Below are 25,909 nucleotides of genomic sequence, written 5' to 3' on the forward strand. Positions count from 1 at the left end.
GTCGATGCGCGGATGGCTTCCCTCCCGAGTGCGCTCGGGACGGCCTCTTCTCGGTAACACGCGGCCTCGACGTCATTCCGAGGCATGCCTGAGTGGAAACGCATCCTCGGCGGAGTGTGGGTTCGCCGATGCGTCGGCTAGCTCATGGGCTAGCGGTCCTTCGCGCGCGTCGCCCTGGGTTCTCGTTGCGCGACGATCCCTGCTGCTCATGGATTGAGTACCGGTTTCACTACTTCGACGCGGTCGCACCGTTTCGAACGCCGTCTGGCTCGCTGGTGCAGTTGCCGATTGTGGGCAAGATGTGGGCCAATCGCCTCATCAACGACGAAACGGCGGCTGATGATCAGCCGCCGTTTCCGTGTTTCAAGACCTGTAGCGAGGGCGGGACTCGAACCCGCGACACCACGATTATGAGCCGTGTGCTCGCATATGGGCTTTCCGGGCGTAAGAGGGTGGGGTGGAAACCGCGGAATTCCGCGCTTTTTGACTGAAGAGAGGGTGTTTGGATTGCCCTGTTTTTTTGGGAGTGTGTCCAAATTGTGTCCAAAAATTCAGATTACATCCGTTCCGTTATCTGTTGCGTGGACAGCCATAGGACGTCTTAGTTGTCGTCTAGATTTCGCTCCGCGGGTCGAATCTAGGCAGGGCACCGTCGATTAACCGGCCGCCGGGCGGTCCCAAGACAGGTCGTCCACAGCGGGCACACGCTTGCCCTTGACCGGTGCGTGAGGCGCTATCGCTGTCACCGCCGGTCGGACGGGGTCTGAACGTGAGAATCAACTCCTACGCTGTGGCCGTTCGCGGCACGAGCCTCTCCGTCAACTCCTTCAGACCGGCCACAGCGCCCTGATCAACGATTTCCGGTCCGAGGAGCTCGATAGGTTCGCTGACAACTTGGCTGGCCGGCCCGAACACGACGTCCAGGCGAGCAATCATGCCGCTCGGTGTGCGGGCAGGAAAGTTCGCCGTCGCCGAGCTACCCGCCCTGGCCAGCGCCACGGCGTACTCCAGAAGGGCCGCGGCGATATCGTCGCCTGTACAAAACGTGGCACCGGCACACACGATTTTGCGCATGACAGAAGTGTCGCCTGCGCAACGGCAGGCGACCAGGGATTGCACCCCCGCTGAATTCGGTCTAGGCCTTCGGCGGTGGTACCGGTAGAGCCGGGATCTGCCGTAAGTCGAGCAGTGGGCAGCTGAACGGATCTTGGTCTCCCAGCCCTACGCGGTTGATGTGTCGGGTGACGATGGCGTATGAGTGTAGGAGCCCGGTTTGTGTGTACGGCACGCCGTGGTCTTCGCAGAACGCACGGACGGTGGTGGCCGCGCGCCGTAAGTGTGGCCGCGGCATCGACGGGAACAAGTGATGTTCGATCTGATAATTCAGGCCGCCCATCATGAAGTCGAGCACGCGGTTGCCGCGAATGTTGCGGCTCATCAGCACCTGCCGGCGCAGGAAGTCGAGCTTCACATCGTGCGGCACCAGCGGCATGCCCTTGTGGTTGGGGGCGAACGACATCCCCATGTAGAAACCGAACAGTCCGAGCTGCACGGCCAGGAACACCGCAGCCTTATCCGGGGACAGCACGAGGAACACCAGGGCGAGGTAGCCGACGATGCGGATCACGAGAAACGCGATCTCCACCGGCCTGCGCTTCACGGGCTCCCGGGCGAGCACCCGCCGCACGCTCGACGCGTGTAACGAAACCCCTTCCAAGAGCAGAATCGGAAAGAAGAACCAGCCCTGGTGGCTGATCAGCCACCGTAGCGCCGCGGGGCGCTGCGCTACTTGCCGAGGGGTGAACGCAATGACCGGCAAGTCGATGTCCGGGTCGGCACCCTCCTGGTTCGGGTTGGCATGATGCCGAGTGTGCTTGTGCTGCCACCAGCCATAGCTCATCCCGACGAAGAGATCTCCGATGACCAGACTGACCCAGTCGTTCCACCGGCCTGAGCGGAAGATCTGCCGGTGCGCGGCGTCGTGCCCCAGAAAGGCGATCTGCGTGAACAGGAAAGCAAATGCGACCGCCGTGAGGATCTGCCACCAGCTGTCGCCGATCAACACGAAAGCGACCACCGCTGCAGCTGTGACCAACGGAACCAGGACGAGCTTGAACCAGTAGTACCCGTACCGGCGTCGCAGCAGACCCGAGTCCCGAATGACGGCGGCGAGCGCTGTGTACTCGCCACCCATTGGCGGCGGCGATTTCGGCTGGCTGGCAGAGACCTCAGACATGGCGACGCCCGATCCGTTGCTCATGGCGTCAAGGTCAGGGCCGCCGCGTAGCACCAGCGTACGCGCCGTTGAGTTCCGCGCTACCCGTGAATCCACGCCGACTTCGCAACAGGGTCGTATGGTCATCCCATGAGCAGCGAGGCGACAGCGACGGATGCCCGTCGACAGGTGATGGCGGTCGTCTACAATCCCGTCAATGTGCCAGCCGACGTGCTTCGCAGTGCGGTCGCCGCCGCAGAAGCCGAGCACGGTTGGGCATCGACGCTCTGGTACGAGACCGGACGAGAGGACTCGGGAACCGCGGCGGCCCAGGCCGCCATCGTCGCGTCACCGGACGTCATCCTCGCCGCAGGCGGAGATGGCACCGTCCGTGCAGTCGCCGAAGAGATCCAGCGGACACGTATTCCGCTGGCGCTGCTTCCCTCCGGCACCGGCAACCTTCTGGCCCGCAATCTGCACCTCACCCTGGACGACCTGCCTCGCGCCGTCGAGACTGCGTTCACCGGAACCGAGCGCTTGGTCGACATCGCCACTGCGTCCTACCGCACACCCGATGGTGCGCTCCAGCAGCGGGCATTCGTCGTGATGGCAGGCATCGGCCTCGACGCGCATATGGCCTCGAACACCAACAGCACGTTGAAGAAGCGAATCGGATGGGTCGCCTACGCGGACCCGATCGCCCGCTCCGTACTCAAAGGCAAACGCATCCACTTCCGGTACCGCATCGACGGCGCCCGCGCCCATACGCTCAACGCCCACACGGTGATCGTCGGCAACTGCGGCACCATCACCGCGAACGTCCTGCTCCTCCCCGACGCCGTCGTTGACGACGGGCTTCTCGACGTCGTCGTCTTCCAACCCCGAGGACCCGCCGGGTGGGCGGGAATCGGATCACGACTGGCCACGAACAGCCTCTTCGCCCGAAGCCGCCCCGGCCGCTGGCTCATGCGCAAGGCGCCCGATCTGAAAGCCCTCGACTACGTGCAGGCCGGCCGCTTCGACGCTCGCTTCGACGCTCCCCAAGAACTCGAACTCGACGGCGACCCCGTGGGCGTTGTCATAGCGATCACGCTCACGGTGCAGCATCGCGGTCTGGCCCTCCGCGTGCCCCGCTGAACGAAGATTCCCGCACCCGTCGCTCCCCCGCCCATACGCGGGTACCGTAACCACCATGCTGACAGTAATCGTGATCCTCTTGGTCGTCTGGGCGATCCTGGCTGTCGTCGGGTTCGCGATCAAAGGCCTGCTCTGGCTGGCGATCATCGGGCTCATCCTCTTCATCGGAACCCTGATCTTCGGCTTCGTGCGCCGCAACGCCCGCAAAAAGAAGTCCGCCTAAGCGCGCCGGCGACCGCGCGGCGCGTAAACTGCCAATCACAGCGTCCTGGACCCAGACCGCTCTACGGCAGAGATCCCTGCCGGTGCCGGTCAGGAGGACATCATCACAGCCACGCACGTTGCAACACCGTCGCCATGGGCTGCCCGTGTCTAAGGACGCCTTCGCCGCCGCGGCACTCGCCCTCACGGCAGCGGCAGAGAACGGGTCCAATATGTGCCTTTCGTTCCTGAACGCGCTACCCGTAACCCACGCCGCCATCTCAACACTCGGCGCGCCCTTCGGCAGTGAGACGATCTGCGCATCAGACAGCCAGGCAGCTCGTCTGGAGGAACTGCAGATCGATTTCGGTGCCGGACCCTGCTGGGACGCGCTGCGAACAAGAGCCCCCGTCGTGGACGCCGACTTGAGCGAGCCGACAGAGTCAGCATGGTCCCTGCTGCGCGAGGCGATCCGCGACACCGGGATCCTCTCTCTTTACTCCTTCCCGCTGGCGATCGGGGAACTGAATGTCGGCGCCCTCGACCTGTACGCCACCACACGCGCGGCCCTGAACCTGCCGCTGATCGCCCGCGCATCCGCACTGGCCGACCTCGCCGCAACCCCCGTGGCCCGGCAGGTGATCCGCCGATTACCGCACCTCGATACTGACGACACCAACCCCGCCACCTACTCCAGACGCGAGGTTCACCAGGCAACCGGCATGATCATCGCCCAGATGCGTGTGAACGCAGACGACGCGCAAGCCCTCCTCCGCGCGCACGCGTTCACCCTCGGCCGCCCCGTGCGCGAGGTGGCGGCGGATGTCGTGGCCCGGCGTATTAAGTTCACCCGAGACGACGTTGTTGACCGCGACTAGGGTGAGGACATGAGGGCCCAAAGCAAGGAGCGACAGCTCGCCGAAGCGTTCGTCACCCTCGCCGACACGATGGTCGACGAATACGACGTAGTGGACCTCCTCCAGACCGTCGTTGAACTCTGCTCCTCGCTCCTCGACGCCACCGACGCCGGCATCCTCCTACCCAACTCGGCGGGCGACCTCGAAGTCGCCGCATCCAGCAGCGAGCGCAGCCGCCTCATCGGACTGTTGCAGCTCGGAGAAGGTGAAGGACCCTGCGTCGACGCATTCCGAACAGGCGAACTTGTCACCGTCGACAACATCGCCGGCACCTACGCCCGCTGGCCCTCATTCGCGGTAGCCGCCTCCGAATCCGGGTACGCGTCAATGCACGCAATCCCCCTCCGGCTCCGCAAGGAAACCATCGGATCACTCAACCTGTTCAGGGACCGCACCGGCGGGTTCTCCGCCGATGACGCGGTCACCGCCCGGGCACTCGCGGACGGTGCGACGATCGGGATCCTGCACGAACGCTCCCTCCGCGAATCCGACATCGCACGCAGCCAGCTGCAACATGCTCTCGACAGCCGGGTCATCATCGAACAAGCCAAAGGCGTAATCGCACACACGCAAAACGTTGACATGGACACCGCCTTCCAGCTCATCCGTGCCCGCGCCCGCAACTCCCGCACCCGCCTCTCCGAGGTGGCTCGCGACATCGTCGAGCACCCGTTCGACACCGCAGCAGAACCGCCCCCATCGCGGCCCTGAGAGACCTCCCGAACTCACCCGCCGATCAGCAACGCAGATAAGAGAGCCCGAGCCCACGCAGCGACGCGTCGACCGGCGACGGCCCCACCGCCGGGCCACAGTGCTTTGCAACCCGGTCGAACGCCAGGAACGGCACACAGGTGGTCTCGGCCGTCAGAGCGGCCAGCCGGCCGATCAGCGTCCGCGGGTCGCCGGCGATCGCCCACCCATCCGCCGCATACCTGAACAGTAGTCCGGTCGGGGACGGTGTAACCATTCGTGCGGGGGAGCGCCTCGCGTGCGACAGTCCACCCGAGCGTCTTGAGCTGCGCGATAACCCAACGTATGAATCCGTGATCGTGAGTGCCGCCAGCGCGTCAGTTAGACCGCAATTCTGCCTAGCCGTAGGCGACTGCAGCTGCCTATCATCTGTCCCATGAACGACGAACCGGGGTTTGTTGCTGTCCTCCTAAGCGACCAGGATCCGCAAGCCGACCGGACCATCCCCTTACCCAAGCCTCACGCGTTCCCACCTATGCGGGTTCAGCTGCCCGGCGATCTCGGCGGCGCAGCCACGTACGACGTGTTTGAGCTGATCGACTCGAGCGAATGGCCCGAGCAAGCCGTCTACCGCTACACAGCAACAGTTCCGCGAACCACCCTGATCGGCGAGGAAGCATAGGCGCCTGCGCTCCCGCCGTACTGGCGCGATAAGGCGCGTGCCTGACCGGAGCGGCCGATGCTCCCCCAGTGGTACCGGATCTGCAATCATGGCGCTGTGAGCGGTCACAAGGAGACGGCAAGTGCGCCCGTTCCTGCCATGGCGTCGGACGTGAACCGCAATCAGGTCGCACTCGCCGCGGCGGTCATCCCAACCGTTCTCGGGTTCTTTATGTACAACGCGTTCGTGCCGCTGCGCTTCACTCTCGCGACCGTCGCCGTCACCTCCTTCGGTTTCTGGATCTCCTACTCGCTCATCTACCTGGTCCTCACGCATGTGACGTTCGCCCGCGCGCCCGCCGCCGACCTGCGGGCATGGCTGCGAGCGACGACGCCGAAACGCCGGGCACAGCGCATTGAAACCGCACTCAGCGGTGGCGGACCGAGCGCGAACGCTCACTGGTCAGTACTCGCCATGATCTCCGTCGCGTTGGTATGGCTGACCCCGGGGCTGCTCGACAGCGTCGTGGCAAACGTGCTCGCCTTCCTCGTCGTCGCGAGCGCCTGGACGGTGACGGTGTACGCCTACACCGTCCACTACGCACGGTTGGACGCCGCGTCCCCGAGCCTGCAGTTTCCGGGCGACGGCGCTCCCGTTTTCGCCGACTACTTTTACTTGTCGGCCCAGGTCGCGACCACCTTCTCCTCATCCGATGTGTCCATACTCACGACCCTTGGCCGCCGGGTAGTCACAGGACAGACGATTATCGCGTTCGTGTTCAGCACGTTCATAATTGCGATGCTGCTGGCCGTGATCTTCCTCAACAACTGACACGCGCTGCAGGCGACCAACGGTGGTCCGGCAAACAGCTGAACTCGACCCCCAGACAGTATGGGTTCGCTTGCGCATCCGCTCTATGGCAGAGTCTCGCGCATACGTCGGCCGGTTCGTCGGGGCCAACTGTTTGAGCTCATCGCCGCTGACCAGTGGCCCGGGTGCGTCCTCTACCGCTAGAAGGCTGCAACTCGAAGAACCGCACAGATCCACGAGTACCGACCCATCGGAAGGCGCAGTGCGCGCCTACATGACCTCGCGGCAAGCCAGGCGTTGAAGGTTCAGCCATCCCGCCCCGCTCGCGCACGCCCGCGAAGAGCCGTCCGATAAGCCCGGCGGCATAGCACCACACGCGGCGCAGATCTCGGAAGGCGCTCACACGATGGTCACCCGCGGGCCCAACCGACTCGTGAGCTCCTTCAATCGAGAGACAGCGACCCGATCAACAATTTCTGTCCCGCAAAGCTCAACAGGTTCGCTGACGATCTGACTGGTCGTTCCAAACACCACGTCTAGGCGCGCGAGAATGCCGGTTGTCGTGCGGGCCGGAAAACTTGCCGTTGCCGCGCTCCCCACCCGGGCCAGAGCGACAGCGTAATCCAGCAGCGCTGCCGCGATATCGTCGCCTGTATAGAAAGAGGCACCGGCATAAACGATTCTGCGCATGACAGGAGTGTCATCTGCAGATCGGTAACCGAAAAGGGATTGCACTCGCCAGGATTCGGGCTAGGCGGTTGGCGCTGACACATCCGGCGCTGTGGTCTGCCTCTGCTCGGTCAGGGGGCAACTGAATGAATCCCTGTCGCCATGCCCGCCGCTATTGATCTGGTCTCACACGCGCGTTGAACCGAAAAAGCCCCGTATGCGCGCACTGAACGTCCGCCGCTTCGCGACACGCCCGGATCGTCAAGGCCGCCCGCCGAAGATGAGGTGTGGCATTGAAGATAACAACTAACACTCAATCGGGCAGTTCAGCTCGCCCATGGCCAATACCAGCAGCCGGACGGCGAGCTCTCTGGCGTATCAATACTCGCCGACGCAGAGATCAAAGTTCACACCGTCCGGCACAACCCGGCCCAGCCACCAGCGCGAAGAATCGCCTCGGTGGTTGGCCAATTTCCTCGGCATCAGTAATCTGAATAGTCATCATCGAGCGGGCTTACGCTCGCACCGGCAGCGAGAAAAAGGGACGGCACTTGGGCTTCCTCATCTACGACAGCATCGCCATCGAATTTGACGACAAGGTGCTGGCTCACCTCCAAGTCGTCATCGCGTCCAAGCTTCGCCGAAGGGAATCCTTCCTCATGTCCTGGCGAGACAGCACCGACACGGGCCACGGGCGCAGCGCGATCTGGCTGGAACCCTCAATCCCGTTGTTCTTCAGATTCGACAACGCACGAGGTCCAGCCCTCGACCGGGAATGGGTCGAACGGCTTGTCCAAAATGCCTCCACTGCTGGAGGTCTCCACGTCACAGACCCGGACGGGAACGAACTGACGGCGCGAGCAAACCCACCGATCGTCAAGTAGACACCCTTCGCACGCAGTCTTTTTTCCGTCACGCGCCCATAACAGTCACACGAACTAGCCACACCGCATGCCCGCCATGCAGGATGCGACGCATCAAAACAGCAGCCACCCCAGCTGCACTCCGCGTGGAACACCGGAACAAGCGCACGCCGCGAACCGACACCCGCCACCGCCAACTCCGGCTCGTCTCCGGGTCGTCTCAGCCCTGCGATGACCGCTCTTCATCACCAGCGTCCCGACGACGGCGCACGAACTCAGATACCGCTCCCACCGGAATCCGAACGTCGCCGCGATAGAACACCGTGCGCAGTTCGCCGCTCGCGATTGCCTCATGAACTTCCAACTCCGAGACCTGCGACCGCGCCGCAACCGCCGCCGGCAGCAGAAAGCTCGAGTCATCCACGACCGAAAAATAGCACCACAGCGCTGACCGCGCACCTCACAACATTCGGAGCCCGACACTGGGCGCTGATCACGCTGCTTCCCCCTTCCAGCCCCGCCGCAGGTCACAACGACGCCACACGACTCGTCGTCCCGAAGCGAACACCCGAACGAGCCGCGAGCGGCGCCGTGTTTGCCAAATTGTGCGTCTGCCTGGCCGCTGATCGTAGTTCACTCCCGCGGGCTGCGTGCCGGGCTTTCGCGGCATATCCTCACTCGCTTCGCTCCCTCCGGTATTCCACGGACCCGGCACTCCGCACCGCTCCCGCTCACCCTCGATCCCCTTGCCAGACAGGCGAACAAGAACTCTAATGAGACGGCTGGTCCGGGACTGGCTGGCAGACTGACGTTCGGCTCGACGTCGCGTGACTCTGAACAAGAATGGCCCCACCGGTGCCTTTGAACTGATTCGTCCGCGCGTTGAGCCGAAGTCGGCCTGTCGGTTCCGATGGCTTTATAGAAGGCCGTCCGCGACCGTTCTGTATGGTCGCGTGACTCACTAGAGTTCCGCCTCGTGACACCTCTCCAGACCGATGCCCAGCACCATCAGTTGAGACAGAAGGAGGACAAGGTGACACCCGTGGCAGCCGACTACGAGCACGTCATTGGCGTGGATACCCACGCGAGAACCCACACATTCGCCGTCGTGGCAACTGACACCGGACGCGCGCTCGACTCCGCGACCTTCCCAACCACCGCGGCAGGAATCAGCCGCGCAATGGCATGGATGCGCCGACGAGCGCCCGGCCGGATCTTGGCCGCGATCGAGGGCACCGGCTCTTATGGCGCAAACCTCACTCGCGCGCTCATTGCGGCGGGGATCGATGTGTGCGATGTCCGCCCGCCAAAGCGCGCGACACGCGCCGGCCGAGGCAAGTCCGACGAGATCGACGCGTTTGCAGCTGCCCGAACGGCGCTAGCGACCGATATCGAACGGCTGGTCACCCCGCGCTCAGACGGGCTCCGCTCGGCAGTGCGGGTGTTGTTGACTGCACGCCAAGCGATGGACAGCCGCCGCACCGGCGAACGGAACGCCTTGATCGCCCTACTTCGCAGCTTTGACCTCGGCGTCGACGCTCGCAAAGGGATCAGTAACGCCTTGATCCGCGAGATCGCCAGCTGGCGGCGCCGCTTGAGCGATGATGTCGCGACCGACACAATTCGGCAGGAAGCGCGCCGCCTCGCCCTTTCGATCCAGGCGCTGACCATCCAGCTTGAGGAGAACCAAGCTGCCCTCTCCGGGCATGTCCATGAACTCGCCCCCGGGCTTCAAGAGATCCTTGGAGTCGGCGCCGTCACCGGCGCGATACTGATCGCGGCCTACTCCCACAAGGGGCGCATTCGCAATGAGGCCGCATTCGCCAGTCTGGCTGGCGCCGCACCCTTGCAAGCCTCCAGCGGGAACACCGTCCGACATCGCCTGAACCGGCACGGCGACCGCCAGCTCAACCGCGCGTTGGATGTCATCGCGCGTGTCCGCTTGAGCTGTGATCCAGCAACCCGCGACTATCACGCCAGACGTCTGGCGGAGGGAAAGAGCAAACGCGAGATCCGCCGCAGCCTGAAACGCTATATCGCCCGCCAGCTGTTCCGTCACCTCAACATGGTGATGGCCTAATCGAGAGGCAACGGATGGTGAGACGGAAAAGTAGCCACAGGGGCAAGGCAGTGCCTATTGTTGCCGCAGGGCCGGCCCAGGCCGGGGCACGCTCGGGTCGAGGCTCCCCTGGGACGGCTCATTGCTATATCCGCGGAAGATAACCGCGGGAAGCGTAGACGGGACACCCGTTCTCCCAACCGGCGAGTTGAAAGTCCTCCAACCAGTCATCGTCGACGTAGAGCGCCAGCGTCTGCGGCAGTGACGGCTCGGTCCGGCGCAGTTCGACCGACGTGTCGCCCTCTGGGCGGCGGAGTATCCCGTTATCCCACTCGCGAAACCAAGCCTCGCTCACAGCCCCAAAACTACCGCCGAACCCGTCGCACTGGAACGGCTCCTTCTCCCCGGCCGCGTGCGCTGGCGTCCGCGAGAGTCAACGCCGAGGCGGTACGCGCCCATTCGCCGTGAACGGGGCGCCGGTTACCAACCGCTGTCGGATGAGGTGTTGGATCAGCTGCTCCGTCGTCATATCGAGCGTGGCGGCCAATCGCAAAATCTCCACACGCTCCCCGGGCGTGAAGCGCAACTCCAACAGGAGTCCCTTCGCATCAGCACGAGCCAAGAATATGTCGGCGGAAGTTCCGTCCATGCGCACACCATGCTCCGCCGCAGCCACCAGAGACCAGCCCCATTTGCGTGAAGAAGCTCTCACCGAGACTCGGTCCTTCGCTGACGCACTAAGAACGGATGGCGACTCGGGGGCACGAAAGGAGCCGCGCAGAGGACGGCGCAATCCTTGATGCTTGGAACGCCTCCGGCGTGCCGTCTCCTTGGTTTTCTTTCCGATCCGGCAGCCGATCATAGCGAGCTCCTCCAGCTCCGTTCCCTGCCGTCGCTCTTTGCAGACTCCACTCGCTGCGCTCCCTGCGCTTAGCAACCACTCCCTCCGGGCACAGCGCTGCCTCCGCCCGCTCTCGATCTCTGTGCCGGAACGGCAAGAACAACGACCAGGTCAGCAGTCACAACGCCACGACCCAGTCCGCTCGCCCGGCAAACCAAGTTGACAAAGACCCATAGAAGGGTCAGTTGAAGGAGAAAAGGACCATGAGCGACACCACCACCGATGCGGGCACCATCGAACACCTCGACCCGCACAGCCTCACCATCGAAACCAACGTCCGACCCACCGCACCCATCACCCCCGCCTTCGTGCAATCCATCAAAGAGAACGGAGTCCTCACCCCGATCCTCGGCCACCGCAACAACGACGACACCGTCACCGTCCGGGCCGGGCAACGCCGAGTCTTCGCCGCCCGCGAAGCCGGACTCATGTCGATTCCCGTCTACATTGTTCATGCGGACGAGGAGACCACGGAGCGGATCGTGCAGCAGATGGTCGAGAACGACCAGCGCGAAGCCCTCACCGACCGCGACCGTGCCACCGCGTTCCAACAACTCGCGTTCGAAGGACTCTCCGTCACCGCGATCGCGCGGCGCACCGGCACCAAGCAGAAGGAGGTCAAGACCGCCCTCGCCGTCACCGAGAACCCGGTCGCGGCGTCCGCGATCCATGAGCACCAACTCACCCTGGACCAGGCGGCGGTACTGATCGAGTTCGACAGCGACGACGGCATCCGCGCCGACCTCATCCAGGTCGCCACCACCGACCCGTCCCAGTTCGCGCACGCAGCCCAACGGGCACGCGACGACAAAGCCCGCGCACAGGTGAAAGCCGACACCGAAGCCGACCTGGCCGGGCGCGGGTACACGATTCTCGCGAACGACCCCGGTTACTACGACAGCGAATACACCCGCATCAGCGAGCTGCTCACCGCCGACGACCAACGCGTCACCGTCGAACATATCGAGAACATCGATGGGCGCGCCGCCCGTGTTCGCGTCTACGCCGACGGGGACGCCAACATCACCTACTTCGTCAAGGACGCCAAGGCGGCCGGGTTCCACACCTACGGCGGCAGCCAGGCGAAGAGCGGGCCGATGACCGATGAGCAGAAGGCGGAACGCCGCACCCTGATCGCCAACAACAAGGCATGGGCGTCGGCCGAGGTCGTCCGCCGGCAATGGCTCACCACCCTGCTTTCCCGCAAGGCGCTGCCCGAGGACGCGGCCGTGGTGATCGCGCGAGGGCTCACCGTCCACCGGAATGCGATCAGTTCCGCCACCCAGGGCGGCAACGACCTCGCCCACGACCTGCTCGGGATCAAAGGCGCAGGGTACTTCGAGCCCGACAAGCTCGCCGCGCTCATCGAACAGACCCCCGCCAAGGCGCAGCACGTCGCCCTCGCCATCGTGCTCGGAGCCTGCGAATCCGTCACCAGCAAGCAGACCTGGCGCACACCCTCCCCCACCGAGGCCGACTACTTCACCCAACTCGCCGCCTGGGGGTACACCCTCAGCGACGTCGAGCGCATCGTCACGGGCGACAAGAAGTCCGACGCTGCGGACAACACCGAGCACGACCGGGAAGACGACGAGTAACCGACTCGGATGCAGGCCCCGTCCTCGCGACCGGGGCCCGCATCCCTGCCCGCCGACCTCAACCCATTCCCCGCAGCGACACGTCGAACGGCGGCGACGCGACGGCCAGCCGACCGTGCCGCGCAACCCGGTCGAACGCCACAAACGGCACACAGGCGGTCTCCGCCGTCAACGCGGCCAGCCGGCCGATCAGCGTCCGCGGGTCCGCGGCGATCGCCCACCCATCTGCCGCGTACCGGGCCACCGTTTCCACGCACTCCCTCTTCTCCGCCGCGTCCGGGAACACGGACCCGACCACGCCGATCAAACCGGCTTGCAGTTCCGGACCCACGTTGCTGGCGTCGATAACGAATACCCGCATCTCAATCACTCCCCTGTCGATCGTTTTTGTTTGCCTTCCGGCGGAGAGATCGAGAGCGAGTGGGAGGGAAGGGAGTGCCGGGACCGTGGAATACCGGAGGGAGCGCAGCGAGTGAGGATATGCCGCGAAAGCCCGGCACGGACGCACCGGGAACGAGCTACGATCGGCCGGCGGAAAGACAAACTAAGCGGGCCGGGACTGCGCCGCCGGAGGCGGCTCCGCTCGACGGCATGCAGCAATCTCGGCCCACGGCGCCCATAGGGTCACCTGGTCAAGACGTGGCCATGTCCGTTGTGGTCCTGGTGCGCAGGGGCAGTGCTTTCAAACGGCGGTGTGGGCTGTCCGACCGTTCATCGTAGGTCGCTGACGCACCTTGCCGTTCCAACCGCGCTCTGACGCGCCCTCCAGGCTTATTTCGTTAGAGCGCGGTTGGCACTTTCGGTGCTCCCGCTCCCACCGACTCCCTCTATCGAACAGCCCACACCAATCAGGTTGACCACGAGGGAGCACTAACTATGAAGGACACAACGAATGGGCGCACCCAGGAACAGCGGAAGGCGCAAGCTGAGGCATTGCACGCCTCGATCGTCGACCAGGTTCAGCAGCTCGCGGACAGTGGACAGTGGCGCCGCTTCCTCGACTTCGCCCGCTCCTTTCACACCTACAGCCTGAACAACCTGCTCCTAATCCTCGCCCAACACCCGGACGCGACACTGGTCGCGGGGTTCCGGCAATGGCAGGACAAAGGGCGCCACGTGCGCAAAGGCGAGCGTTCGATCAAGATCTTCGGCTACAGCACGAAGACGATCACCCGCCGAGAGGTCGGGAGCGACACCGACCCGGAAGAGCGCATCGCGCACTACTTCCCCGTGCTGTCGGTGTTCGACATCTCACAAACCGACCCGGTCGACGGCACGACAGTTCCAGAGAACCCGATCCACCGACTCACCGGGAACCACGACCACGGTGTCATCAGCCCCATAACTGCGCACCTCAACGCCACGGGATGGACCGTCAAACGCGCCTCACTCACCCACGCCAACGGTTACACCAACCCCGAGCAGCACACCGTTGCCCTCCACCTCGATCTCACTCCCGAGCAGGCAGCGAAGACCCTCATCCACGAGTCAGCCCACATCGAACTCGGTCACCTAGACGATCTCGACGAGTACCGCCACCACCGAGGCCGCATGGAAGTCGAAGCCGAATCCGTCGCCTACATCGTCGCTGGCCTCGCCGGGTTCGACACCAGCGCCTACAGCGTCGGCTACATCGCCGGATGGGCCAACCAAGACGTGGAGCTTATTCGCGATACCGCTTCCCGCGTACTCAAAGCTGCACGCGCAATCGCAGACCACATCCCCGCGTGAGGCTCCGCGTCCCGGGCCGCCGCGCGCTCAGGCGAAGCAGAATCTGCCGATAAGCAGGTCAGACCTCGATGGCCGCCTTGGGCGCGCCCGTTGCACGGCGACCGCCACTTAGAACGCCTCACAACGTAGGGAAGCCGCGATGGAATCTAAAACTTTCGGTCCGCTTGCGGGGACCTCACCTGTGCAGGGTCAAGACACCCTACCCGACCGCAACTCTCACACGCTCACGCCACGAATACTGCCCTATGCACAACGCTCAGATGAACGCAACTGTCCCCTTGCTGTCCCGACTTCACTAAGCCGTGGCGGATAGGGCCCCGTGCATTTGATCGTGTGGGTCTTACGTACATCGAAACAGTCAATTCGCGCCTCAACGGGCAGTCGCGTCGATTCGCGCACGGTGAGCGACCGGCTTGCGGGCATCCTGCTGGCCGCGGCGGACCTTCCGTTGGCCGCTGGCTTCAGACGTGTGCGTCGGGACTAGTTGGGTTCAGAGCGTGGGTGCCGGCCCTGTTCGAGCATGGGGACCCCGCGACTTAAGCAGGGGAGAGTCCGAGTCCACGCTCCAACCTCCAGGCTTTATGAACGCGCCTCTCGAACACATGGGGAACAGATGCCTAGACCCGACGCCCGTCGGGCCATGAAATGCAAGGGGTGCAGCGGGCCCTCTGCCCGGCGTTGCCTCGGGTAATGAAGATAGATGTGTGGGTGGTCGCCCTGCCGGGCTCTTTCGTGCCCGAGTTGATCGGCGTCTATCTAGATGAGAAGACCGCGCAGGACACCGTTGAATTCGGCGGCGGTATAGCGGTTTCTATACCCACAAAACTCTCTACCCGGTCCAGCGAAGGGGGTGAACCTGAGTTCTAGGGTGATCGCCACCCTCCAGTAGGGGATCGTGATTTGGATTGAACCCACCTGCCACCGGCGCCGGAGACAAGCCGGTCTGGGCTGTTTGACCCCGTGAGTAGGATGCCGTCGTGAAACCACCGAACGGGCCGCGTGATTAACCTGTCACCGATTCCTGCATCGGACCCGCATCATGGACTCCAGCGTCCAGGCATCCACTTCTTCGATCGTCCCTAGCCGGTATCCTCATCCCGTCGCTGTTCTATCGAGGGCCGGGGGCGTTAGTGGGCTACTTCATTCTGGTGATCGCGCAAACGGTCGTCCTGCCGATCATTTCCGCCACCATCGAACTTCTCGTTGTTGGCGGGGATCCAGTACTGGCGTTGGGGAAATGGTGGGTGTTCTGGGGGGTGGGGACCCGGCTGTTCGTGGCGGGCATCGTGCAAGTTTCGGGCAACGGACCAACGGCTGCGATCCTCGGCGCCCCGACACCGAGCGTGCAAGAAAAGCAACTGGCTCGCGAGCTGGGGACTGCGAACATCGGAATGGGCGCCGCCGGACTCTTAGCGCTTGTGCCGGGCTGGTCGCTCCCGGCCGGGGCAGCCGGTGGCATCTTCTTACTCATCGCCGGCGCGATGCACGTCGCGAAAAAGAATAAAGGCGCGCAGGAGAACCTGGCCACGTGGACAGACCTACTCGTCGGAGCAGTAATCATCCTGTTCGGCGCATACATACTCGTCCGAGCCGTCGCAGGCTAAGTCGGCCGCAACAACGCTATCAAGGCGATGTCTAACCCACGTTAAATAAACGCGGCCCTTTCCCGGCAAGAGCGGCTTGTTCCCGGCTCTCCTGGCAGCAGCGCATGATGGCACTCGTTTGATACAGAAGCGGTTGTCGACCGGTGTCGGCACCAAGATAGGTCCTGTCGCAGGGTGTGGCCACCGGCTCGCGGACGACAAGGTTCGAAGTATGCCCGCAAGCCGATCCCCGAGTAGCGCGCGTTGAGCGCAGCTGAGCGGGAGCGCTCACTACCGTCTGGGTCGTTTCGCGTACCTCCACACCAGCGCCGCAATGATGATCGCGACACCCGCACCGACGACGAGCAGCACCACGTCCGGCAGGGGACCGATGCTGCCCATCGTGTCATCGCACGTATGCCCACTCGGCGGGGGGCTGCCGCACGAAGCGAGGATCAGCTGGTACAGCGAGGCCAGCACGGCACTACCGTGCTCCCCGGCGCGTTGAGCTGCGATCGAGGGTCCACCCGGCCACGCCGGCAATCACCAGCAGACCGGCGACTGCCGCTCCAACGCCAGCGGCCCGCGCTGCCGTGAGCGGGTACATCCCGCTGAACGAAAACGTCTCACTGGACAGCGGTGCGTTTGCGGTCCAGCCGAACTCGACCGGGGAGAGCAGCGCGATTGCTGCTCCCATCAGGATCAGAACAACGGCTGCCACAAGAAGAACCAACAACACGATCCGCGTTCGCATGTGCTCACGCTACCCAGAGGTCGGCACCGAACGCAGAGGGATCCGCCTGCGGGCCTGGGTGGGGTGGCTTAAGAAGTGAGCAGTCGCCAGGGGTGCAGCTCGCTGCCGATGGGTGCAAGCTCGACGACGTTGTGGTGAGAGAAAGCGACTAAGCGCGCCACGATCTCGTCGCGGCGACCGTTCATCCAGTCGGGCGTTGCGGCATCCCAATCCTCAGGCGCGGGCACGTAGAGGTCCCCTGGCTCCACGCCCCAGCCGGCATCAAAGACGTAGCCGCGGTCGCCCTCCCAGTACTCGACCAGTTCCTTCCACTCCGCTTCAATCCGGAAGTTGCCGTCGTCGAAAATGCTCACGCGGAAAGACTATGGCCAGGAATCAAGCGGCCCCGGGCTCGGCTCCGCGAGTGGTCACGACTCCATTGCGCCCGCTGACCGATGCTCATACGGTCGATGGAACCAACGAATCAGCGGCAGCACAGGGAGCCACCTCGGACTGGAAAGACGCGTTGCCAAACCACCATTTCACCGTCTTCCGCCGGCCGTAGTTGCCTACCCAGGTTCGCCGCACTCGAAGTACTAGTAGAACGGGTGTCACACAGGAGGGGTGCTCCGGCCTCTCTGCCACGACTCTGAACTCTCGGGGCGAGCTAAAGCGGTCCTTGTCGGGTGATGCCGACGATGGGTTGTCCGTCTTCGTCGACCACGACCAGACCCGAAGAGCTTGCAGCATGTCTACTGAGCTCTGAGACCCACTCCCTATTCAGGGCCGGCGCCCGGGAACCATCAAACCGGAACAGCAGATGCTGGGCGTGATCGAGCCAGACCGCGGTTCGACCGTCACCGTTATCGTGAGACTCACGCCAACTCATCGCAAAGCTCTCCCGCCTGCGGAGCTTGGACATGATAACTATTTCCAAATGTGCGAGTACCCGATCCTCGAACTCGATGCGCAGGCGCCCGTAGAGCAGATATCCCACTGAACCTCCCGGACTGCACCATAGCTGATACCCAACAGGGCTAGCTCATCCTTGCGAGACGCGTACCCTCCTGGCAAATCCTGCTTGGAGGCCGGTCTTGGTACGCATCGTGATCCATATGAACGGGCGGTTGTACGCGCCCGTTCACGCCTGGTCGACGACTCGAGCCGAGATTGTCCGAGCCGCCCGATCCCGGTGGCGCGTTCGTACCTATGGTGAATGGGCGTGGCGTGACGGAGATTTTCATTTCCCAAGCCAGCAGGATCCGCGCGGAGCTTCTGGACGAGAAGCCTGCGTCACAACTCAGCGACGAGTTCCCGAACTTCGACGTCGACGACTTCTAATTGTCAGACGGCCCCCGGGCCACAGCGACTCTCCGGCGAACAGTCGAGCACCGACGGCCGACGATCAGCTCAGGTGAGCTGCAAGGCTCGGTTCGATGGCGACATGGTGATAGACGGCCTGCTCGGGCCATTCGCCACCGTCGACGAGTTCGTAGACGTCCCACGCAGCCGCGCCGGCAAACGTGGTGGCGACGCGTACCCGAACCGGAGGCGTCCCACTACCAGGAGGCGGCAGCTGGAGCGCACGGTCGCGGCCCCGATCTTCATGCAGCAACACAACGACGAATGTCGGAGAATCCGTCATGGGCTGAGAGTACGACCGACATGTTCGCCGCGACAAGCGCCGTGTTCAAGCCCCGACATCCAGGCCCGCGCGTCCACGCACCTCATCCGTTGAAACCTGCACCTGATGAATCCACGCCACCGTCAGCAACCCGGCCAACCACGCGCCGGTTCCTGCAGGCGGCCGCGGATCAGCATCGTCGCTGATCAGCAAACCTGCTGGCATGACAGCGTTTGCAGGACGTCCAGCGAGCGGGAGTTTTTGCATCTAATGCAACTCCCGACAGCTTCCGGCTGATAATCCGCCTTATGACAGTCTGGGTGTGTCCTGGGCATATACTGGGTCATCCTTGGCGAGCACGACATCCAACCCTGCGGCCTTTCCCCTGAGCGCCATGCCAGTGTCGAACGTAACCGTTTTCACCGGGAGGTATGGCCGAAGCGCGCGGCTTCGGTCCAGGATCTCGCCGTCGGGATCGCCCAGCTGCACATGCTCGATCGAATCGTTCAAGATCTCGAATCTGCCCTCGCGGGCAGGGACCCGATCCGCCTGCACGAAGGTGGTCGATTCCTCTCCTGTGCCAAACATCGCCCACAGTGTCCTGATCGCGGCCTGAGCTCGTGAGCGCATCAGCTTGCCTTGATCGGTGCTGTTCCTGCTCTGCTTGTGCCGGTCGAGTTCGTCGAGCACCACGCGAGGGATAACGAGATAGACGTAACGGTGCGGGCGGACGTCGGCCAGGGCGTGCCAGTCGATCGACTTCAGGTGCTCGGCGTGGGCCTCGAGAACGCCCGTGTCGAGAACCAGTGCGATCGGCTCCTGGCCTTTTCCATGCCAGCGCTGCAGTTCTTCTTTTACATCCTTAGCTGCGTTCTCAAGCGCGTACTTTTGCGCTTCCATCTCCCGGCTGACGGTTTCGGACAAGTTGTTTCCGAGGGCAGCGGGATTGGAGGTACGAAGCGCCCAGTATCCCCGGGTTTGAATGAGCGCATCCATGTCGTGCTGGCTGATTTGGCCCGCGAACATCCGAACGTGCCGATTCGCCCACTCCAAGTAGCTGTTGAAGCGGTCGATCCCTGAGGCGTTGAACACCGGCACAAGCTCATTCGCGGCGACCTGGAGATTGAACGCGATCCGGTCCGGGTTCTCACCCGTGATCTCGATCACCGGATCGACCGATCAGCGTTGTCATGCTCGTGTGCCGGCGCAAGCGCACGCCTGACGGTGGCCGAGCCAACCCGGAGCGTCTTGGCGATCGTCTCCCACGTTGCCGGTGGTGTCTGCGCCCGCATCTGTCGTGCAACCTCTATGCGTTCCGGCGTCATGACGGTTGGACGGCCACCGACGCGCCCCTGTGCGCGTGCGTACTCCAGCCCGAGCCGGGTGTTCTCCCGAATGGTATCGACGCGCAATTGTGCGAACACGGCGACGATGCCGAATAGGGCGCGTCCCACCGGGCTTGTGGTGTCGATCACGGGCTCGGTCAGGCTCTTGATATCGACGCCCCTGTCTTCGAGTTCGTGCAGCGTTTCGATCAGGATCCGCTCCGTACCACCGAGCCGATCCAACCGACGCACCAGGAGCACGTCATCCCGCCGGAGGTAGTCCATGCAGGCAACCCACTGCGGGCGGTCCTTGACCCGGCTGGAGTCGCCGTGATCAATGAACACTCGTTCGGCGCCTGCGGCTTTCAGCTCGGCCTCTTGTGCCTGCGGGTTCTGTTCCCGCTTAGAAACTCGTGCGTATCGGACGACGGTCATCGTCCCCTCATGCCTCGACTTTAACAGAGGCTGATCAAAAATACCCCCGCTCGACTTTTGAGCAGAAGACGGTTTTGGCAACGGTTTTGAGCAAGATGCGTCCCCTGTAATCCGTGGAGTCAATTCCCTACCGGCCAGGCTGCTCATAAACGATCGTTTTCGGCGGGCGCGCCACTATCGGTTGCGAGGCCTTCCGGCGGATGGGCAGTGTGAGAGATTCCATCCTGGAAGACCTCGACATCTATCCGCGAACCAGCCGCAGACCCTCGACTAAACCCTCAACTGCGAAGAGCCCTGAAAGCTCAGCCGAGGAACTGATCGGAATTAGGACGCTGTGACCGGCGTATTGGTCGCGGGGCACCTCACACCCGGCGTAGCATCCCGAGGAAGTGAACGGTGAGCAGTACTCGCTGTCGTGACGCTCGGCGTAGTCATTCATGTTGGCAGTTGGCTTGCCGCAGTTCGGACATGGCCAATGCGGGCCGGAACAGGTCCTGCTGTTGTGGTCGCCAAATCCGCATTTGCTGCATGCCATGAGCCCGATCCATTCCTCACGCCCGATCGACCTTGCCACCAGCACGCGTGCCTGACCCCTGACGTCCCTCATGGCACCCAATAAAGCCCGGTCACAGTGGGCCACGCAATTACGACGGCTAGAGCCAGAAATGGTCCTCCGCGAGACAGCAAACGCCCCCGCCGAACGACATGTCAAGGGGCTCGCCCTTGAGTTGACGTGTAGCGATCGAGCCGGGATAGTGCCCGGGTCCCGCTGCGCGGAACCCTCTCCCCCACTCTCAGGGCATGGGGTTTTTCGGATCAAAAGAGCCACAGTCGACACCCGACCAGCGCCGTCGATGCCTGGGATGCCGCACTCGCGGATCGCAGCAAGGAGATGCTGAGCCGGCTGCGGGCCGAGGTTGAGCAGATTCAAGCCGAGGCTGACGCCTCGGACGACGAGGCGGACGAGCACACGAAATAGAACATATGTTCTAAAATCGATAACCTGGCGGTCCGCACGGAGGATCGGCAGTGGGTACATCGAAGCGATACGCGTCGGCGGTCGATCGCAGGATGGATACGCGCATCCTCGAGCGGATCGCCGCGGAGGCCGGCCCCCTGCAGTCGCTCTCGAGCGCCGAGCTGCGCTTAGACGTAGAACCGGTGACTATCGACCCGCGGCCGAAGCCTGCGAAGGCGTGGGTGCGCTTCGGCGCGACGCCGGCGCAGAGGTCTGCCGGTGGACAGCGGATGCCTGCGCGATCAGGTTCCGCGTGGGCGAGACGGAGATGAAGGCATGGGTGTGGGCCTCGGCGGTCACGCCGGCCTCTCCTGGAAGGCGCTGAACGTCCCTGTGGACGGTTTCTGCGGCGCCGCCGGCATCCTGGTTGCCTGGCGTCATGGATGACGACGAATGGCCAGGCTTCTCCCCTACCTGTGAGCGCTGCCTGGTGCAGCTGCAACCGTCGTGGAACCCGCCGACTCCCCCGGTCTGGCGGTGCCCGAATTGCGGCCTGGTGCGCGTGTTCTAGCCGATCTGGCGCACGAAGAGGATGACTTCATCTGCCGGGATCCTCGACCGCAACTGCTCGATCGCAACGCCGGAGGACGGCGCCTCGAGCTCCACGCGCGTGGACTCGTCGACATCGCGGGGGCGGTGTGCGAGTTCCCGAGCATGTGTTCATTCTCCCGGCACAGCGATGCCCCGGGCCGGGAGAGGTCGGCTCGGGGCATCGTCAGTGTCGGGCCAGTTATCGTGTCGCGCGAACCTCGCAGTCCGATTCGTCCTCTGCAATGAACACACTTTCAACCGTCACGTCCCAGTGCCTGTATCGGCCCGATTACTCGAGCTCGCGCTCGATCGTGTTCATGAACGAGGTCGTCGCGCTGCCCACGTGGGGCAGGAACGGGCCGTAGTGAACCGCCCTCTCGTCGCCTACCGGGCACTAGGCTCGCGTTCATGGGTACGATCTCATTCGCCTTCTTCGGCATCGACCGCCCCACCTTGGATAGCGACGTCCGCCGGCTCACAGCCGACACCGCGTCGCAGCTCCCGCACTGAACGAGCGACGCCGACCGACGCCGCTCCCCGAGAGAAAGAAGCACACAATGTCAAACTCGCTCGATGGCAAGGTCGCACTCGTCACCGGTGGTGGCGGAGGGATCGGGCGCGAGACCGCGAAGGTCCTCGTCGACCACGGCGCACGGGTCGTCGTCGCCGACCTGTCCGAGGATGCCGGCAACGGGACGCTCGAGTACATCGACGGCGGAGACGCCGTGGCGTTCGTCCGGGCGGACGTGACCGACCTCGCGTCGATGCAGCACCTGGTCCAGGCCACGGTGGACCGCTACGGCCGACTCGACATCGCGCACAACAACGCCGGCATCGAGATCACCGGCCCCGACCTCGCCGACGTCACGGTGGAGCAGTTCGACAAGGTGATCGCCGTCAACCTCACCGGAGTGTTCATCAGCATGAAGGCCGAGATCCCGCAGATGCTTGCGCAGGGCGGCGGATCCATCATCAACACCGCCTCGGCCCTCGGGCAGGCCGCCATCGCCCACCAGTCCGCCTACGTCACGTCGAAGCACGGCGTCATCGGCCTCACCCGAGCCGCCGCGGTGGAGTACTCCGACAAAGGCATCCGCGTGAACGCAGTGCTGCCCGGGGTGATCCAGACGCCAATGATAGACGCGCTGGAGGAGACCTACCCCGGCTTCAAGGACGCGCTGCTGACGAAGCACCCGATCGGCCGACTCGGCACGCCGCACGACATCGCCGAGATGGTCGCGTGGCTCGGTTCCGACGCGGCCGCCTTCGCGACCGGCTCGCAGTTCGCCGTCGACGGCGGGTACCTCGCGATTTAGACGAGGTGGCCACGACGGACGGGAGGCACGGTGTCAGCTGGCACCGTGCCTCCCGTCCGTCACCGGTCGCGCCGCGACCCGCGTGTCAGCCGTTCTTCGCGGCCAGTCGGCCGTCTCGCTGTCGTTCCGCCACCCGGCGGTCGCGCCGCCGTCGACGCTGTAGTTCTGTCCGGTCACCCAAGAGGACTCGTCGGAGGCCAGGTAGAGCGCCATGTACGCGATGTCCTCGCCCGTGCCGGGGCGTTGAATGAGCGCGTTGCCGACCTGCCAGGCCTTGCCCTCCGCGTCTACCGCCTTGTCCGTCGCCGGGGTGCTGACGAAGCCAGGCGAGATCGAGTTCGCGCGGACGCCGTAGCGGGCGCCCTCCGCAGCGAGCGACTTCGTCATCGCGATGACGCCGCCCTTCGCGGTGGTGTGCGCGACCTGGGCGAGCGGCTCGATCCCGCGCAGCGCGGAGTACGAACGGATGTTGATGAGCGAGCCGCCGCCGTCGCAGAGCAGTGGCCACGCAGCCGTAGTCGTGTGGAAGACGAGGTCGAGCTCGACCGACATGACGTGCCGCCACAGGTCGAAGCTCATCTGGCTGAAGGGTGCGAAGCCGAAGCCCGCCGCGTTGTTGTACATCACGTCGAGACCACCGAGCTGCTCAGCGCCGTTGCGCACCCAGTCCCCGGCGTCGGTCGGGTCGCCAAGGTCGACGGTGAACCCGGTGACGTCATGGGCGCTTGACCCCTGATCTTGGACACGCTGATTCCAGCACGATGCTGGGGAAGCGAGAATCCAAGGGATGGCTAGGAAGAACTACACGGACGAGTTCCGGCAGCGGGCGGTGGACTTGTATGAGTCCACGCCGGGTTCGACGCTCAAGGGCATCGCCGGGGATCGGATCTCGGGATCTCTCGGGGTGCGCTGAAAGAGTGGGTCGACAAGTTCGGCTCCGGGGTAACGGTTGCCGCTGCGTCGCCGCCGGGGGCGACGGGGCGACCGGAGTCGCAGGCGGCGAAGGTCCTCCGGTTGGAGGCCGACCTCGCGGCCTTGCAGGCCGAGGCCCGCAAGCTCGAGACGGAGCGGACATCCTCCGTCAGGCGGCGAAGTATTTCGCCGGGGAGACGAACTGGTGAACCGCTTCCAGTTGTTGAGGATCACAAGGACGCCTACGGCGTGAAGCGGTTGTGTGAGGTCGTCGAGGTCGCCCGCTCGTCGTTCTACGCCTGGCTGGACTCCGCCGGGCGGCGAGCCGCGAAGGCGACAGACGACGCGGTGTTGGCGGCGCGGATCTGGGTGCTGCAAGACCCCGCTCAGGGTGGCGACCGCGCCTACGGGGCGCCCAGGATCACCGCCGACCTCAACGACGGTGTGCCCGTGGCGGAGCGGGTGAATCACAAGCGCGTCGCGCGGGTAATGCGTGAGCACCGTCTCGCGGGGATCCGGTTGCGACGACGGGTGAAGACCACGATCCCGGACCAGTCCGCCAGGCGCTTCCCCGACCTGATCGGACGGGACTTCTCCGTCGGCGGCCCCGGCCGCCGCTACGTGGGCGACATCACCTACCTGCCTATCGCCGACGGCACGAACCTCTACCTCGCGTCCTGCATCGATCTCGGCTCCCGGAAGCTCGCGGGCTGGCAAGTCGCCGACCACATGCGCACCGAACTCGTCGAAGACGCCCTCCGTGCCGCGCACCGCGACCGCGGGTCGCTGGTCGGCGCGATCTTCCACTCCGACCGCGGCAGCGTCTACACCTCGAAGGCCTACGCCGCGCTCTGCGAGCAGCTGGGCGTGACCCAGTCCACGGGCGCGGTCGGCACGAGTGCCGACAACTCACTCGCGGAAAGCTTCAACGCCACGCTCAAGCGCGAACTCCTCGCCGGCCGGTCAGCGTTCCCAGACCAGGCCACCGCCTACCGGGCCGTGTTCCGGTGGGCGAACCGCTACAACACTCGCCGGCGCCACTCCGCGATCGGCAACATCAGCCCGAACGCCTACGAAGCCGCGCGCTCCGCTACGCTCGCGGAAGCGGCATAACCGAACCGACACCGTGTCCACGATCAAGGGCCAAGGCCCGATTGACCCTTCTCATCGGTAGATATGCCCAGCAGGCATATGTACCGATCGCCACCACACAGACTCTGACCGATACCGTGCGGAACTACGAGCAGTTCCTTCCCGAACGGTTCCCGCTGGTGCATCCCTCGCCGCTGAACTTTCGCTGGCATGCCAGGAACCCGTGGTTTGCGACGGATGTCGTGGAGGACCTTCGTCTGCACGTTGAGAGGGCACTGCGGTAAGTTCCTGTAGCAAACGCCGCTGCAGCTTGACCGCCCTGTCCCCCTTTTGGTGGACATGGATGGTAACGTTTGGTTAGTAGCTGAGGCTACTTGCGGAGCGTCTGGGGCGCTAAGCCACAGCAACGAGGCGATGTCACGTATCTGTGACGAGCCCTCTCGGAACCTCGGTTCTGGGGAACTCATCGTTTCGAGAGGGCTGCCCCTCGGCTAGAGAGTCTTTAACGCGCAGTACGCAAGGCGGGCCCGCGTAGTATCGTTCCCACTCGAGTGGGGGTCATCCTGTGGGTGTTTCCAGGACTTCCTCGAGGAACGTGATGCCTCCGGAGCTGTTGGCTGACTCCATCAGCGCGTGGATCCATTGCAGGTTGAGTTGCGGGGGTTCGAGCTCATCGAAGGTGAATTGCAGTGGGATCGACGGGTGTAGCCAGATGGTGCTGCGCCCTTCAGGGTCCCCTTCCGGATGACGCCAGGACAGGGTGAAGGACTCGTTGCGGCGGAGCTTAGTGGCGACGATCACTTTGAGGTGTGCGAGGGCACGTTCCTCGATGTGGATCGGCGCTCCCGACCCGCCGTAGTGCAGTGTGCCCATGGTGGACGACATCCA

General features: G+C 64.1%; 28 protein-coding genes. 16 read left to right on the top strand and 12 right to left on the bottom strand.

Annotation, left to right across the window (positions count from 1 at the left end; genetic code table 11):
* Positions 1-783: 783 nt before the first annotated feature.
* Positions 784-1,074 carry a hypothetical protein gene (locus ACF1AJ_RS11185; RefSeq protein ID WP_391507380.1) on the bottom strand — a complete coding sequence of 97 codons (291 nt, stop codon included), beginning with the start codon at positions 1,072-1,074 and terminating at the stop codon, positions 784-786.
* A gap of 61 nt (positions 1,075-1,135) precedes the next feature.
* Positions 1,136-2,194: a fatty acid desaturase family protein gene (locus ACF1AJ_RS11190; protein ID WP_391507469.1), complete on the bottom strand. Its 1,059-nt coding sequence runs from the start codon at positions 2,192-2,194 to the stop codon at positions 1,136-1,138.
* 213 nt (positions 2,195-2,407) lie between these two features.
* Here ACF1AJ_RS11190 and ACF1AJ_RS11195 point away from each other — a divergent pair, with 213 nt between their 5' ends.
* The 6 genes from ACF1AJ_RS11195 (at position 2,408) to ACF1AJ_RS11220 (ending at position 6,652) form a co-directional block, all read left to right on the top strand.
* Positions 2,408-3,352 (top strand): diacylglycerol/lipid kinase family protein, encoded by a 945-nt coding sequence (locus tag ACF1AJ_RS11195; protein ID WP_391507470.1) that lies wholly within the window; start codon positions 2,408-2,410, stop codon positions 3,350-3,352.
* A gap of 55 nt (positions 3,353-3,407) precedes the next feature.
* On the top strand, positions 3,408-3,575 hold the full coding sequence (locus tag ACF1AJ_RS11200) for a hypothetical protein (protein ID WP_391507381.1): 168 nt from the start codon (positions 3,408-3,410) through the stop codon (positions 3,573-3,575).
* Between the two features lie 145 nt (positions 3,576-3,720).
* Positions 3,721-4,431 (top strand): GAF and ANTAR domain-containing protein, encoded by a 711-nt coding sequence (locus ACF1AJ_RS11205; RefSeq protein ID WP_391507382.1) that lies wholly within the window; start codon positions 3,721-3,723, stop codon positions 4,429-4,431.
* Positions 4,432-4,440: 9 nt separating this feature from the next.
* Entirely contained in the window at positions 4,441-5,181 is a 741-nt protein-coding gene (locus tag ACF1AJ_RS11210) for a GAF and ANTAR domain-containing protein (RefSeq protein WP_391507383.1), read from the top strand.
* A gap of 415 nt (positions 5,182-5,596) precedes the next feature.
* A complete protein-coding gene (locus tag ACF1AJ_RS11215) occupies positions 5,597-5,842 on the top strand; it encodes a hypothetical protein (protein WP_391507384.1) in 246 nt (81 codons plus the stop codon).
* Between the two features lie 96 nt (positions 5,843-5,938).
* Positions 5,939-6,652, top strand: a complete 714-nt coding sequence (locus ACF1AJ_RS11220; protein ID WP_391507385.1) for a DUF1345 domain-containing protein — start codon at positions 5,939-5,941, stop codon at positions 6,650-6,652.
* A gap of 378 nt (positions 6,653-7,030) precedes the next feature.
* On the opposite strand, the gene ACF1AJ_RS11225 is transcribed toward ACF1AJ_RS11220, so the two are convergent.
* Positions 7,031-7,321 (bottom strand): hypothetical protein, encoded by a 291-nt coding sequence (locus ACF1AJ_RS11225; protein WP_391507386.1) that lies wholly within the window; start codon positions 7,319-7,321, stop codon positions 7,031-7,033.
* A 530-nt stretch (positions 7,322-7,851) separates the two neighbouring features.
* On the opposite strand from ACF1AJ_RS11225, the gene ACF1AJ_RS11230 reads away from it, so the two are divergent.
* Positions 7,852-8,184, top strand: coding sequence for an ATP-dependent DNA ligase (locus ACF1AJ_RS11230; protein ID WP_391507387.1), 333 nt, complete (start codon positions 7,852-7,854; stop codon positions 8,182-8,184).
* A gap of 199 nt (positions 8,185-8,383) precedes the next feature.
* Here ACF1AJ_RS11230 and ACF1AJ_RS11235 read toward each other — a convergent pair whose 3' ends face one another.
* Positions 8,384-8,587: a hypothetical protein gene (locus ACF1AJ_RS11235; RefSeq protein ID WP_391507388.1), complete on the bottom strand. Its 204-nt coding sequence runs from the start codon at positions 8,585-8,587 to the stop codon at positions 8,384-8,386.
* Positions 8,588-9,196: 609 nt separating this feature from the next.
* Between ACF1AJ_RS11235 and ACF1AJ_RS11240 the strand changes: the two genes are divergently transcribed.
* Both ACF1AJ_RS11240 and ACF1AJ_RS11245 read left to right on the top strand, forming a co-directional pair.
* Complete coding sequence (locus ACF1AJ_RS11240; protein WP_313541149.1) at positions 9,197-10,243, top strand: IS110 family transposase; 1,047 nt, start codon at positions 9,197-9,199, stop codon at positions 10,241-10,243.
* Between the two features lie 1,083 nt (positions 10,244-11,326).
* On the top strand, positions 11,327-12,721 hold the full coding sequence (locus tag ACF1AJ_RS11245; RefSeq protein ID WP_391507389.1) for a ParB/RepB/Spo0J family partition protein: 1,395 nt from the start codon (positions 11,327-11,329) through the stop codon (positions 12,719-12,721).
* Positions 12,722-12,779: 58 nt separating this feature from the next.
* Here ACF1AJ_RS11245 and ACF1AJ_RS11250 read toward each other — a convergent pair whose 3' ends face one another.
* Positions 12,780-13,082: a hypothetical protein gene (locus ACF1AJ_RS11250; protein WP_391507390.1), complete on the bottom strand. Its 303-nt coding sequence runs from the start codon at positions 13,080-13,082 to the stop codon at positions 12,780-12,782.
* A gap of 515 nt (positions 13,083-13,597) precedes the next feature.
* Between ACF1AJ_RS11250 and ACF1AJ_RS11255 the strand changes: the two genes are divergently transcribed.
* From ACF1AJ_RS11255 to ACF1AJ_RS11265, 3 genes are all read left to right on the top strand, one after another.
* Positions 13,598-14,452 (top strand): ArdC-like ssDNA-binding domain-containing protein, encoded by an 855-nt coding sequence (locus ACF1AJ_RS11255; protein ID WP_391507391.1) that lies wholly within the window; start codon positions 13,598-13,600, stop codon positions 14,450-14,452.
* Between the two features lie 690 nt (positions 14,453-15,142).
* A complete protein-coding gene (locus ACF1AJ_RS11260) occupies positions 15,143-15,319 on the top strand; it encodes a hypothetical protein (RefSeq protein ID WP_391507392.1) in 177 nt (58 codons plus the stop codon).
* Positions 15,320-15,582: 263 nt separating this feature from the next.
* Entirely contained in the window at positions 15,583-16,056 is a 474-nt protein-coding gene (locus tag ACF1AJ_RS11265; protein WP_391507393.1) for a hypothetical protein, read from the top strand.
* Between the two features lie 463 nt (positions 16,057-16,519).
* Here the strand turns inward: ACF1AJ_RS11265 and ACF1AJ_RS11270 are convergent, their stop codons facing one another.
* The 5 genes from ACF1AJ_RS11270 to ACF1AJ_RS11290 form a co-directional block, all read right to left on the bottom strand.
* Positions 16,520-16,789, bottom strand: coding sequence for a hypothetical protein (locus tag ACF1AJ_RS11270; protein WP_391507394.1), 270 nt, complete (start codon positions 16,787-16,789; stop codon positions 16,520-16,522).
* Positions 16,790-16,857: 68 nt separating this feature from the next.
* Entirely contained in the window at positions 16,858-17,142 is a 285-nt protein-coding gene (locus tag ACF1AJ_RS11275; protein WP_391507395.1) for a hypothetical protein, read from the bottom strand.
* Positions 17,143-18,173: 1,031 nt separating this feature from the next.
* The gene (locus ACF1AJ_RS11280; RefSeq protein WP_391507396.1) at positions 18,174-18,413 is read right to left on the bottom strand and encodes a hypothetical protein; all 240 of its coding nucleotides are present in this window, start codon (positions 18,411-18,413) and stop codon (positions 18,174-18,176) included.
* Positions 18,414-18,698: 285 nt separating this feature from the next.
* Positions 18,699-19,559: a PIN domain-containing protein gene (locus tag ACF1AJ_RS11285; RefSeq protein WP_391507397.1), complete on the bottom strand. Its 861-nt coding sequence runs from the start codon at positions 19,557-19,559 to the stop codon at positions 18,699-18,701.
* Complete coding sequence (locus tag ACF1AJ_RS11290; protein ID WP_391507398.1) at positions 19,556-20,152, bottom strand: recombinase family protein; 597 nt, start codon at positions 20,150-20,152, stop codon at positions 19,556-19,558. Before ACF1AJ_RS11290 ends, ACF1AJ_RS11285 begins: the two co-directional genes overlap by 4 nt.
* A 2,106-nt stretch (positions 20,153-22,258) precedes the next feature.
* Here ACF1AJ_RS11290 and ACF1AJ_RS11295 point away from each other — a divergent pair.
* A complete protein-coding gene (locus ACF1AJ_RS11295) occupies positions 22,259-23,017 on the top strand; it encodes a glucose 1-dehydrogenase (protein WP_391507399.1) in 759 nt (252 codons plus the stop codon).
* Positions 23,018-23,050: 33 nt separating this feature from the next.
* Here the strand turns inward: ACF1AJ_RS11295 and ACF1AJ_RS11300 are convergent, their stop codons facing one another.
* Positions 23,051-23,806, bottom strand: coding sequence for an SDR family NAD(P)-dependent oxidoreductase (locus ACF1AJ_RS11300; RefSeq protein WP_391507471.1), 756 nt, complete (start codon positions 23,804-23,806; stop codon positions 23,051-23,053).
* Here ACF1AJ_RS11300 and ACF1AJ_RS11305 point away from each other — a divergent pair.
* From ACF1AJ_RS11305 to ACF1AJ_RS11315, 3 genes are read left to right on the top strand one after another with little or no spacing between them, the layout of a single operon-like run.
* Complete coding sequence (locus ACF1AJ_RS11305; RefSeq protein WP_167255858.1) at positions 23,805-23,930, top strand: transposase; 126 nt, start codon at positions 23,805-23,807, stop codon at positions 23,928-23,930. The two genes, ACF1AJ_RS11300 and ACF1AJ_RS11305, sit on opposite strands and share 2 nt — an antisense overlap.
* Positions 23,927-25,042 (top strand): IS3 family transposase, encoded by a 1,116-nt coding sequence (locus ACF1AJ_RS11310; RefSeq protein ID WP_391507472.1) that lies wholly within the window; start codon positions 23,927-23,929, stop codon positions 25,040-25,042. The genes ACF1AJ_RS11305 and ACF1AJ_RS11310 overlap by 4 nt, the downstream gene beginning before the upstream one ends.
* Positions 24,937-25,305, top strand: a complete 369-nt coding sequence (locus ACF1AJ_RS11315; protein WP_391507400.1) for a uracil-DNA glycosylase family protein — start codon at positions 24,937-24,939, stop codon at positions 25,303-25,305. Before ACF1AJ_RS11310 ends, ACF1AJ_RS11315 begins: the two co-directional genes overlap by 106 nt.
* 274 nt (positions 25,306-25,579) lie before the next feature.
* On the opposite strand, the gene ACF1AJ_RS11320 is transcribed toward ACF1AJ_RS11315, so the two are convergent.
* Positions 25,580-25,894, bottom strand: coding sequence for a hypothetical protein (locus ACF1AJ_RS11320; protein WP_391507401.1), 315 nt, complete (start codon positions 25,892-25,894; stop codon positions 25,580-25,582).
* Positions 25,895-25,909 lie beyond the last annotated feature (15 nt).

Source organism: Leifsonia sp. NPDC014704, from assembly GCF_043083605.1.
Classification (GTDB): domain Bacteria; phylum Actinomycetota; class Actinomycetes; order Actinomycetales; family Microbacteriaceae; genus Leifsonia.

Bases quoted from the DNA above. Each gene is read 5' to 3' on its own strand.
- ACF1AJ_RS11185 (WP_391507380.1), bottom strand. From the start codon at position 1,074: ATGCGCAAAATCGTGTGTGCCGGTGCCACGTTTTGTACAGGCGACGAT.
- ACF1AJ_RS11190 (WP_391507469.1), bottom strand. From the start codon at position 2,194: ATGGGTGGCGAGTACACAGCGCTCGCCGCCGTCATTCGGGACTCGGGT.
- ACF1AJ_RS11195 (WP_391507470.1), top strand. From the start codon at position 2,408: ATGGCGGTCGTCTACAATCCCGTCAATGTGCCAGCCGACGTGCTTCGC.
- ACF1AJ_RS11200 (WP_391507381.1), top strand. From the start codon at position 3,408: ATGCTGACAGTAATCGTGATCCTCTTGGTCGTCTGGGCGATCCTGGCT.
- ACF1AJ_RS11210 (WP_391507383.1), top strand. From the start codon at position 4,441: ATGAGGGCCCAAAGCAAGGAGCGACAGCTCGCCGAAGCGTTCGTCACC.
- ACF1AJ_RS11215 (WP_391507384.1), top strand. From the start codon at position 5,597: ATGAACGACGAACCGGGGTTTGTTGCTGTCCTCCTAAGCGACCAGGAT.
- ACF1AJ_RS11225 (WP_391507386.1), bottom strand. From the start codon at position 7,321: ATGCGCAGAATCGTTTATGCCGGTGCCTCTTTCTATACAGGCGACGAT.
- ACF1AJ_RS11245 (WP_391507389.1), top strand. From the start codon at position 11,327: ATGAGCGACACCACCACCGATGCGGGCACCATCGAACACCTCGACCCG.
- ACF1AJ_RS11250 (WP_391507390.1), bottom strand. From the start codon at position 13,082: ATGCGGGTATTCGTTATCGACGCCAGCAACGTGGGTCCGGAACTGCAA.
- ACF1AJ_RS11255 (WP_391507391.1), top strand. From the start codon at position 13,598: ATGAAGGACACAACGAATGGGCGCACCCAGGAACAGCGGAAGGCGCAA.
- ACF1AJ_RS11260 (WP_391507392.1), top strand. From the start codon at position 15,143: ATGAAGATAGATGTGTGGGTGGTCGCCCTGCCGGGCTCTTTCGTGCCC.
- ACF1AJ_RS11270 (WP_391507394.1), bottom strand. From the start codon at position 16,789: ATGCGAACGCGGATCGTGTTGTTGGTTCTTCTTGTGGCAGCCGTTGTT.
- ACF1AJ_RS11280 (WP_391507396.1), bottom strand. From the start codon at position 18,413: ATGACGGATTCTCCGACATTCGTCGTTGTGTTGCTGCATGAAGATCGG.
- ACF1AJ_RS11290 (WP_391507398.1), bottom strand. From the start codon at position 20,152: ATGACCGTCGTCCGATACGCACGAGTTTCTAAGCGGGAACAGAACCCG.
- ACF1AJ_RS11295 (WP_391507399.1), top strand. From the start codon at position 22,259: ATGTCAAACTCGCTCGATGGCAAGGTCGCACTCGTCACCGGTGGTGGC.
- ACF1AJ_RS11305 (WP_167255858.1), top strand. From the start codon at position 23,805: ATGGCTAGGAAGAACTACACGGACGAGTTCCGGCAGCGGGCGGTGGAC.
- ACF1AJ_RS11320 (WP_391507401.1), bottom strand. From the start codon at position 25,894: ATGGGCACACTGCACTACGGCGGGTCGGGAGCGCCGATCCACATCGAG.